Here is a 10722-nt window from a genome sequence, read left to right as displayed (position 1 = left end):
TTCGGTAGAGGATTCGCGGAGTGACGCGCTGACCCGCTACCTAGCCTGATTCATCTTCTTCCATTGGCTCCAGGCGGAAGCCTCCGGCGTATCCCACTAGAAGTGAGTGCTAGTCACGCCACATGGGCGATGGAGTGGTAGCACCTAGCTGATATTAGGCTCAAAAGTCTTATCTAGGAATTTGTAACAACCTATTATTCAACTTTTCCGCTTGAAAGCAAGAATTCTTAATACTTTCCCAAGATTCTATTACTTTTGGTATTAAATTTTCTCTATAAACAGTTTGGCTCTTCTTAGGTTTACCATCTTTACGTTTTAATAGATTATAAGGTTTATTAGCAATAATGTATTCAGGCTTATGAGTACATTCAATATATTTAAAAGGTGGATTATGATGATTTTCTCCATCAATAGCAGATAAAATCCATGCTTCCGTGTTATCGCTTGGTATACAAAATATTAGATTATTTGGTATTTGATTTATGTTAAGTAGTTGAGACAATTTCTTCTCAAGTTCAATTACGGTTAAATCCGCATCTGGACAAGATTTTGCACAGTTAATTTCTGGCTCTCTTGATACATCAGAATCTAAATGTATTATCAGTACGTCAATACCAACATTTGACATATACGTTAAAACATTTAGCTCATCAAAGGAACTGCACCACGAAAGAACACCTTTCCAACCAGCTCCATGCGCTCCAAAACCTTCTGTTTCAGATAAATCAGGTTGGAGAGGTAAAAATCTATGATCACCAGGTAGAATATTTTGTATTAACTGACTTAACATTTCAAAATCAGTTGGGCCCTCTGATACAATCCCAAAGGTTAAGTTTCTCATATGTTGGGCACCCCACCAAGCCATCCCATTATCCATAATCTTGACAGACTATGACCTTCTTTACCTTTTTGTAACAACTCATCTGTCAGTAATACTCTGTTAACTTGTGTATGTCCTTTTGAATTCCTATCTACTGAAAAAAGTCTAATTCGGTCATTTTTTAGATCCAAACCATCAAGTACTAAAGGGTTGTGGGTAGTTAGAAAACAAACTCTATTATGTAATATTGCTTGTTCACAAAATACGGTAGTTACTTTTCTAGCCAATCGAGGATTTAATGCTTGATCAAAGTTATCGATTGCAAACATTCTTGGAGATTCCCTATGCATTACCAAAGCAAGTAGAAATAACACATATAACGAACCCTCACTTGCATCATAAGCACTTAACTCATTTCTCTTCTCTTTCATAAAGCGATCAGTAAAACGAATTATTTTTGAAGTCACCGGTACGTTCGGAGATATAATATCCTTCGATGTTTTTCCAACATGAAGAGAACCTACCCAGTTTAATAGATCAAGTAGATCATCAAGATCAATCGTTCCAAAGACATCCTCATTAAAATTTAATAGCTCTTCTACGGCCTCAGACAGTCTTCCCCCAAGTAACCCAACAGGTTCACGTTGAAAAGGGTCAGATTGTATCCCTCTTAAGGTTGTTGTATTCGGTGTATATATAGCATAGTCTTTAAACAGATCGTATAGATCCCTTGCATAACCTATATCATTTCTACTTTTTATTCCTTGTAAAAAAGATAGTAGACCTTTGTATGCATCGATCTCAATCTCCGGAAAATTCTCTAATACATATTTAGTCGCTCGTGATCGTCCAAATATTTTTCGTGTATTTCTTTTTAATATCTCTGAGTGATACTCCCATGAAGGTTTAGGATTATCAATTGGGTTACTTAAGTTAACTTTATATTGCCAGTTATCATTGTTATTCGTCCAATTCACTTCAAACTCAATAGTAAGTGGTAACCTTTCAAGATCCTTGAAAGAAGATTTGTACAATGACGGTGTACCTAGTCTAACTCCCTTTCCGTATAGAATGGAATCATCAACTCTTTCAGAAATTGCAGAACTAAGGACACCTAGTGCCTCCAGTATAGCGCTCTTCCCGCTCCCGTTAGATCCAATAAACACATTTACTGTCCCTGGACTGAAACTAACATCAACTAATGATTTAAAATTTGAAATAGTAATTTCCATAGAATCACCTCATTGTCAAACTCTTTAATATAGTTTTAACAATTTTTTCGTCAAGTAAACTTATTCGTTTTTTAAGGAAGTTTTTTCCGATATCCTTGAACTTAAGAATTAGTTAAATACTCCAATATCACCAACTATATATATATATATTATTCAACGAACAAAAGATAGCGATATCTTCTTCATCCAATTCTTATCTATTAAAATAGCCACTTTATCTGGCTTCTTTAATTTTATTGATTATACTAATCATTTTTCTTGCACTTAATAAAGCCTTTTCTTCCGAATCACATTCATCCGCCTTTAATCTTTCAAAATGTACACCTTCATGGAGCAGCATAGTAGTTCTATCATGTGCTTCTGCGGGTGTTTCGTTATGAACAGTGTCTCCGTCTATTTCAACCACTAAAATGACACCATCCTTTATTACTACAAAATCCGGTTCAATTCTCTTGTATGAACTTCCACCTTTAATAAATACAGGTAGAGGGGCAAATGAGATTCCTAATGATTTTAATGCTTTGTAAAAGTATATTTCTGGTTGCGATCTAAATAATAATCCATCACAATTCCTTGAGGCAATGTTATCCGATCTTACCCTACCTTGGTTAGAAATATTATTTCCATTCAACCATGCATTTGCTTTGTCGCGCCAATTCGGATCATTTGATAAAAGTGGTGAGATTTGTACCTTTTCAAAAGAACAATGATCTTCATATATAATAGAATTTATCTTATCACAAATACTTTTTTGAAGGTCTTCCTTCACATCATTGGTTTGAGAATATAAATTAATGGGGATCTGAAGAAACAGCGTGTAAAAATAAATTCCTCCGTTCCAATTATCATATCCAGTTTGCTCGATTTTCACCTTGGAATTTGCAAGTAGTGCGACTTCTTTGGCTGATCCTTCCAACGCAAATAATCTTACAATGGTTGCAAGAAGAGACTCGGTTTGTTGAATAAAAGGATCTGACATGTTAAACATCCTTTCAATAAAGAAAGATCAATTTTCAGTTGGAAGTTCTCTAAATCAATTTCTAATATGGATTGATATTTCTACCTCTAGCATACTAATACATCCTCAATTCTAATTTACTTTATCTCAATCCGTTAGAATCGCTTATTGAGACAATTTGTCTTCCACTGTGGCTGGAGTTAGTATAGTTTCAAAATATTTTTACGTGCTTCAGGTTCAATCCTATTCAATACCCGTTATATAATACTTACCTATCTTCTAACGAAGTATAGAATCTCACCCTATCCTAGACATCTTTATATCCTCAAAAATGAGTGTAATCTATACTTCAATCTTGCTTCTTAGTATTTCTCTCAATCCACTCTATGATAAAACAAGCCCAAACTGTGCCTACAAGGTAAGGAAATAATATCCAACTAAATAATTCTTGAACATCTTGTTTTACTTTTTCTATTCCACCGAAATTATTAATAGTTTGAGGATTAAATAAAGATACAATTAAATCACTCATAAAAAAGCAGTATGATAAAGTCGAAAACAGGGCTAACATAAGATATGTTGCAACTTTAACTTCTACGATTCTTTGGTTTCTCGTAAACAATATAATTATATTTTGAATCACTATGGATATTAGTACAGTCATTTTTAAAAGAATACTATCTGAGGGTAAAAAAGAAAACTCTTCTGCAATTAGTAACATGTATATGTCACTAACGAATAGAGAAATCACTGGTACACACATAAACAGAATAAAATATTTAAACCAGTGATCTAGAGTTTTTTCCACAAAATACCTTGCAATATAATAAAATGTTGATGTAAGTGTTAATATATATAAATAAATTGTAATTTTCGGTGAGATCATTGTTGTCACAAACACACCTAGTATCCATAAGTAGAAGCTTAATTTCGCCATACATTTGAAATAATTAGATAGATTATTAGATTTTCTAGCTTGTATATGGTAAAACGAAAATACACTTATAGCAACAATGACTGATAAAGCAATAAAAGAATAAATATCTGGCCATCCACCTTTAAACCAAACTACAGAAGGTACCATGATGATAAAAAACGTTGAAAAGTAGACCACCTCGTAACTTCCTCTATCAAAATTATTCTTTACCCAATGTAATATTATTGAAATAATACCAAAAAGAAATTTTATACTGAATTTAAAAATATCTTTCAAATATTACCCTCCCAATTACTCTTTTATCAGTTAATTCATTGCAATTTTTTCTAGAGTTAGCTTTTACTTGCGTAAAACTCTTAGAACAATTCAGTTATTTTCTGTATTAATACATTTCTGTCCCATAGAATTATATTATTCGAATAAGCTAATTCAGATGCTGAGGTAGTATAGTAGTTATTTGTTATTACTAGTCCTTTTGTTAAATTATAATGTTTTAAACCTGCTGATACTTCTTGAATAGCCTTATTAGGAACCGCATTAGAATAACATTTTGCTTGAACTCCTATTTTAATTCCATTCTTTTCAGCTATTACATCAACTCCTTGGTCTCCCGAGGCTTTAGTAATAATCGTTTTGTAGCCCATTCTTTTAAATAACTCACAAACGAACTCTTCAAATTCTCTTCCCGTCATTAAATCAACATCATTTATTGAAATACTTTTACTAGACGGTTTTTTCAATAGAAGAGCTTCAAATTGATCTAAATCTTTGGTTTGCTTTATTTCATCCAGGTTTTCCTTAATTATAGAGAAACACTTGGATAAGTTTTGGTTTGTATCAGCAATTCTAATTTCATTTTTTAAAAGAAAATACATAAACTTCATTGCTTGCTCATGCGAACTTAGATCAATCACATCTATACTCGAATAAATTTCAATATAATTTTCTAACGATAGATTTGTATTGATTTCAAAAAACTGTCCGTATTCTTGTTGAAAACTGTTGTGATAATAATCTATCGCCGTTAAATTAATTAACTTCCATGCCACAAAAGCACTAGTTATTTCATCTTCTATAGATGCTCTTTTTGCTAAGACTTTTCCAAATTTCTCAAAATACATTAGCTGACCTAAAAATAAACTCAAATCAAAGGATTCCTCTTCGCTATAAGCATCTGCTTCTCTACAAAGACTCCATATGAGAGTGTTCTTTCCTATATCTCCATAATGTTTTACAATTAATTTTTCAAATTCAAATATGTTATCTATCTGTCCAAAGATAATCTCAAAGTTATAATTTACAAAAAAATTATTAGTCATTTGAAAAATATGTTTATCTGAAACTAGATGAGATACTAGTGTTTCAACCTCATTTGCAAAATCTTCACATAGCCTCTCTTCTTGGATTCTTAATTTTTCTTTTCCTTTATCGTTTTCCTCTTTACACTTAGTGTTGAAATCATTAAGAAACTCTACAATCTTTCGCTGGTCTTCCTCCACTATGTACAGCTTTACTATGTCTTCATTAAAGATTCCCCTGCTCAAAATTATTTTAATTACTGGTATCTCTTCTGATATATAGCCTGAATGATACTCATGATAACTATCTATATAGTAGTATTCATCTTCATTATTTAATGGAAACAAACAAAGTGTTTCACTCTCTCCATTGTCCTTACAAAATTCTAAATTCCCATCAAGAAGAATCAGTTTACCTAGATTTTGCTTGGATTTATAACCCACTTTATTTATAGTGGTTACTTCAAAATTTGTACCTAAATTCGATATTCTGGTTTGAATTCTTAAGTTAAATTCCTGTTTTTTTCTCTCAATTTCCTCTATACAGAGAGAATTTAAAGAATCTAAAAATCTTTGGATTTTTCTACAATCGTCCTCATCAGTTAAAAATACATTTTCAATCACTTTTCTCTCATTTTCTTTAACTAATAAAATGTGTGCAACAAAAGCAAAAGAACCCACTGATCGATTTGTATACTCAAGTAAATAGCGAGTTTTTTCACTGTCTAACGGCTTTAAGTATTTTTCTTTTTCGTTTGCGTTATATTGAACGAATCGAATTAGATTATTACTTAATTCGAGACTACCTACATTTTGTGATGACCCAAAGCCAACGTTTCCTATTGTCATCTTATTTTTCACTTCAAATCACCCTAATCTATGCACTCCGCATCTTTATACACTACATTCCATCTGAACTGCATGCATCATCACGAAAAACAATATAAACGCTGATTCTTTGCAAACTATTGCTATTCGTGGATTTTTGGTAAAATCCTGTAAAACAAACCTTAAGAAAAAACTGGTGCAACACCAAAAACACAACGTCACACCAAAATGAATACATGCATGGTATATACATAGAGAAATTATAACGTAGGTATTCCAAAGGTTTTAAAAGCCAGACAAACGAGAAAAAACACCGCAAAATACCCGGTTTCTACATAAACCTTAAAAATTTTCGATAAGTAACGCCCATTTCTTTGAAAGATAGAATCGTTGAGGCAATTACACTTAGAAAGAAATGTTATACACCAAGCCGAAAGGGCGGGTATGGTCAGAAGTCGAGTAACAGACTAAAATTCCAACTACTTCTGAAAAGATGCATTTATTATTATTTATTCAGAATGCAATTGTTTACGATTTGATACGATCCGACCCTATTAATTTACCTAAAAAAGGAAAAAGTCACCGCATTAAAGTGACTTTCTAATTGTAAGAATTACAGATTACATTGTAATAATCGGCTCCTTATTGTTTACGGTCGTAGAGTGGTTTGGATATTCGTCCCAAGTTCTATCCTCAAGCATTCTTCCGGTTCGGTGTTTTTGTACACCACCCCATTGTTTAAAGAAAAATGGCACATTTTGTTCCTGACATTGATCACGTATATTAAAGACCCATTCTTCCATCATCGGTCTAGCACCATACCCTGATTCACCGCCCACAATTACCCAATGAATCCCTGTCAGATTTAAGTTATCCAGTGAGCCGAGAAGCGGCTCTAAAGAAAGAAATCTAATCTGAGCAGGTACTTCTCGTAGATGGTCAATTCTATGAATTACTCGCTCATCTTCAACACTGACACCTTGCCACACATTTGACGGCCATGACAATTGAGAGGATAGTTCCAATAGTCTGTCAGAGCGTTTAGTAAGTATTTGAAAAGTATGCCACGACGCCCGTTCCATTGTATTGAATACATCTTTGATGAATTCTAATGGAACGTCTTCATGAAAAAGATCAGACATTGAGTTTACAAATATTCTCTTAGGTTTTTTCCATGAAAGCGGTAGCTCTACCAGATCAGGATGGAGAGTTACTCTAAACTCATTTACATAGCGAGGGTTTCCCATTGCATGTAATCTTTTAGCCATTTTGTGAGCGTAACAAAATCTACAACCTTCAGATACTTTAGTGCAACCAGTGACGGGATTCCATGTAGCCTCAGTCCATTCAATGTTTGACATACTTGCCGCCATACACGTCACCCCTTCTTCAGTAATGTAACACAGCAGTAATATTATATAAATTGACTCAGATCACATAAAATTGAATATACTAAGTTGTTCCGATTCAGGTTGAACAATACTGATTGACTTCAAGTAATTGTCAGGCAAGCGTGAGTAAATCTCGAAATCATCTGCAACTTTGTAATTCTTAAAAGCTCGACTAGATCTTTCAATATACTTATTTTTCTCAAACAGTCTTGCACAAAAATCAGCGATACTTTTTTGGTTCTCATTGTCACTAAACGGTAATGGAGTGTATTGAAGAAAATGATCAATTACTTGTCCATATGTGCATTTTTCATTGTTAAAGATTTTCATAAACTCTCTAACAAAGTCTATGTAATCATAAGTTGCTATTGAATATGCTTCTGAGAATAAATCATCAACAGGAAGATTTTTCTGAATACTATTGGTTCGTATGTAGTCTTCTTCTGCTTTTATCCTTAGACTCTCAAAAGTAACCATTGTATTTTTCATCTCAATTAACCCTGCCCTGTTTTTTGTTGTAAAAACTAAGTGAAAGTATACATTTGGATTTATCGGACTATATATTCTTTTGCTCAAAATATAAACTGGATGATCAAAACTTTGCCTAAGTTTTTGTGAGTATAACTCAATAATGTCATTTTCAAGTTTTTTAAATAGTGAACGACTATTACTTGTATCCAGAACTTTATCATTCGATGCCAATTTTATGTACTCTTTAATATTCTCAGGTATTTCATGAACACCAAAAAATTTGCAAAGCTCCGAATGATTGTTTTGGATTCTATAGTTTCTCACCAATGAATAACTCATTACATTAATCAATACCTCATGGGATTTTACCGCAAGAATTTTTTGAATGTCCTGCAAGTGTACACCCTTATATCCAAATGGATCAATAAAGTATAAGGCAGGTGAACCAAAAGTAGATTTAACTAACTTCTGCACATGATTTTTGAATTCACCGCAGTAATTGTTTATTTGTGTTGGAAAAGAAGAGTTCTTCCCCATCTGTACTAATTTCTGGTGATAGTCATCATTTAACTCTACGGTATGAATAAAAAATCTGCATTTATTATCATATTTCTCATGAAATGCTCGTTGCAAATTAAATAGGTTTTTTATAGCAATCAATGGTGAGCCATCTTGACCATCTTTAAAAGAACCTTCCCCAGCAAAACAATCCACAAAGTGGCATTTTTTTATTTGTTTGCTGATAGCGGCTTTCATAAACACTGTTGCCCATCTATTCATATAGTCCTTAAGTAATATATGTTTAAGGATTGTCTGTATGTCCTTCTTTTCAAAATGCTTTTCTCCTGTATTCATGTTTGCCAGCCCTCCCCCTAGGTCAACAGTTCCTGAAAATACATAAAACGACACCCTTAAATCTAGGTGCCGTTTCATGTTGAGAAATTATTATTGTAGTTCTATTATATCAGAAGTCCTATCGTGAATTCACTGTCTGTTCTCTCATATCAATTGCGGTAGTCAATGTACATTATGAGAGACAGTCTCGTTATTCATAATCGGTACATCAAGCAAGCACAGTCACACCAAAGATTCACAACCTCCACGAACCCCTCAAAACTCCCGTATAAAAAAAGCCACTCTTTCAGGTGACATCTCGCTATGTATTGGTGGAGGCGGGGGGATAATCAGATTCCTATCTATTTAAATGCCTCTCTTCGTTCGGCGACACTAAGGAAGGAATCTGAGTTGCTTCCGCTTTGCGGAAGCCTTTGAACCCCCGTCCGAAAACAGCGACACATGAGCATCTCCGAGCGCAGTCCCTCATTTAGATTTCGGTAGAAGATTCGCGAGTGACACGCTGACCCGCTACCTAGCCTGATTCATCTTCTTCCATTGGCTCCAGGCGGAAGCCTCCGGCGTATCCTACTAACGCTGTTCTATTACTCATTTACTTAATGATATCTTATCAATCATTAAAGCAAGTTCCTTCGTTTTTATGCTTCTGTTATCAAACAGTTCCAAAACCAATTTTAACATCCACAAAAATTGCCACAAAACAACCCCAAACAATACCAAATAAACCATTGATGTTAGAGCTTCTGTCAAACTTTCAGCCTTACTATAAATCCACCCAATAAATTCGGACCAGATTGGTACAAATATTACTGCTATTATCCCTAATCCTATATAATTGGATATTTTCCAATTCTCAGCTTCTTTATTTAATATATCTGATAGCTTACTTAGTTTATCTGAATCAATTCTATATCTAATTAGTAGTCGATCTAACTTAGTCATCTTATATTGATTCAACTCATTCCTATCCCAAAGTAATCCTCTTTGTCGGCAATTATACCTTAGAATCAAGAGTCTTTTTATTTTTCCGTTTAAGTAAAAAAACGATATTATTTGAACTAATGTAGTGAGAAATGGAAGCCAAAAAATTTTATGATATGAAAAAGAAAATAAAAATGAAAATGCCCAAAAAAATGTTGAAAGTAAATAAAATAATGTCACAATCTTAATCCTCTTCACGATTAATCTAAAATTCGAAAGCCCTTTAATATAGTAATTTATTACTTTTTGTTCCATGATTAAACACCCCTCTTAAATGTAATATCCTTTCCTAGTTTTTACGTGAGCTGGGGTACCAAGTTGCAATTTTTTAGTATTACTTAGATTAAAAAGATCCAACCTTTATTTCTATTACTATTGCACCCCACCGACCAAAGAAATTCTACCAATTGTGATCGTCTCTCTCCTTACAGGTAACATCATTAATATTTAGATGAAGGTATGAGAATAATACATTTCTCTCTTATTTAAACTGCCTTACTTCGTTCGGTGGGCTCTATGGTAGGATTTTGTGCGTCTTAACATTTCGCTCAGTCTTCCTCCGTCAGAGTTACATAAAAAAACCAATCAGGTGTCGTCATGATTATATATAGTGGAGGCGGGGGGATAATCAGATTCCTCTTTTATTTAAAATGCTCCACTTCGTTCCGCGACACGAAGGTAGGAATCTGAGCGGCTTACGCGTAGCGTAAGCCTTCGAACCCGTCCGTCCGATGCGGACTTGCGAGATCAAATCCCTCGCCCGCCGACACCGTTACATAAAAAAAAGCACCCACAAGGGGTGCGTTTTTTTTATGTAGGTGGAGGCGGGGGGATAATCAGATTCCCCTCTTATTTAAATGCTCCACTTCGTTCCGCGACACTAAGGTAGGAATCTGAGCGGCTTACGCGTAGCGTAAGCCTTCGAACCCTCCCGTCCGATGCGGACTTGCA

At 34.1% G+C, this 10722-nt stretch carries 8 protein-coding genes; all 8 read right to left on the bottom strand.

What is annotated here, in order from left to right:
• Positions 1-169: 169 nt before the first annotated feature.
• Entirely contained in the window at positions 170-841 is a 672-nt protein-coding gene (locus ACPW7N_RS26380) for a hypothetical protein (RefSeq protein WP_425654854.1), read from the bottom strand.
• A complete protein-coding gene (locus ACPW7N_RS26375; protein WP_425654853.1) occupies positions 838-2052 on the bottom strand; it encodes an AAA family ATPase in 1215 nt (404 codons plus the stop codon). Before ACPW7N_RS26375 ends, ACPW7N_RS26380 begins: the two co-directional genes overlap by 4 nt.
• Before the next feature lie 214 nt (positions 2053-2266).
• The gene (locus ACPW7N_RS26370) at positions 2267-3031 is read right to left on the bottom strand and encodes a hypothetical protein (protein ID WP_425654852.1); all 765 of its coding nucleotides are present in this window, start codon (positions 3029-3031) and stop codon (positions 2267-2269) included.
• Positions 3032-3359: 328 nt separating this feature from the next.
• Positions 3360-4223 (bottom strand): hypothetical protein, encoded by an 864-nt coding sequence (locus tag ACPW7N_RS26365; protein WP_425654850.1) that lies wholly within the window; start codon positions 4221-4223, stop codon positions 3360-3362.
• Positions 4224-4303: 80 nt separating this feature from the next.
• Positions 4304-6106: a restriction endonuclease gene (locus tag ACPW7N_RS26360; RefSeq protein ID WP_425654849.1), complete on the bottom strand. Its 1803-nt coding sequence runs from the start codon at positions 6104-6106 to the stop codon at positions 4304-4306.
• Between the two features lie 587 nt (positions 6107-6693).
• Entirely contained in the window at positions 6694-7446 is a 753-nt protein-coding gene (locus ACPW7N_RS26355; RefSeq protein WP_425654848.1) for a DUF5131 family protein, read from the bottom strand.
• A 60-nt stretch (positions 7447-7506) separates the two neighbouring features.
• Positions 7507-8790: a three-Cys-motif partner protein TcmP gene (gene tcmP / locus ACPW7N_RS26350; protein ID WP_425654846.1), complete on the bottom strand. Its 1284-nt coding sequence runs from the start codon at positions 8788-8790 to the stop codon at positions 7507-7509.
• Positions 8791-9378: 588 nt separating this feature from the next.
• A complete protein-coding gene (locus ACPW7N_RS26345; RefSeq protein WP_425654845.1) occupies positions 9379-10026 on the bottom strand; it encodes a hypothetical protein in 648 nt (215 codons plus the stop codon).
• Between the last annotated feature and the right edge of the window lie 696 nt (positions 10027-10722).

The organism is Brevibacillus nigriterrae (assembly GCF_049846925.1).
Taxonomy (GTDB): Bacteria; Bacillota; Bacilli; order Brevibacillales; family Brevibacillaceae; genus Brevibacillus_H.
The sequence above is the reverse complement of the archived record's forward strand: the minus strand, read 5'-3'. Positions and strand labels throughout refer to the sequence as shown.

Coding starts and splice junctions, on each gene's coding strand:
- ACPW7N_RS26380 (WP_425654854.1), bottom strand. CDS start 841: ATGAGAAACTTAACCTTTGGGATTGTATCAGAGGGCCCAACTGATTTT.
- ACPW7N_RS26375 (WP_425654853.1), bottom strand. CDS start 2,052: ATGGAAATTACTATTTCAAATTTTAAATCATTAGTTGATGTTAGTTTC.
- ACPW7N_RS26370 (WP_425654852.1), bottom strand. CDS start 3,031: ATGTCAGATCCTTTTATTCAACAAACCGAGTCTCTTCTTGCAACCATT.
- ACPW7N_RS26355 (WP_425654848.1), bottom strand. CDS start 7,446: ATGGCGGCAAGTATGTCAAACATTGAATGGACTGAGGCTACATGGAAT.
- tcmP (WP_425654846.1), bottom strand. CDS start 8,790: ATGAATACAGGAGAAAAGCATTTTGAAAAGAAGGACATACAGACAATC.
- ACPW7N_RS26345 (WP_425654845.1), bottom strand. CDS start 10,026: ATGGAACAAAAAGTAATAAATTACTATATTAAAGGGCTTTCGAATTTT.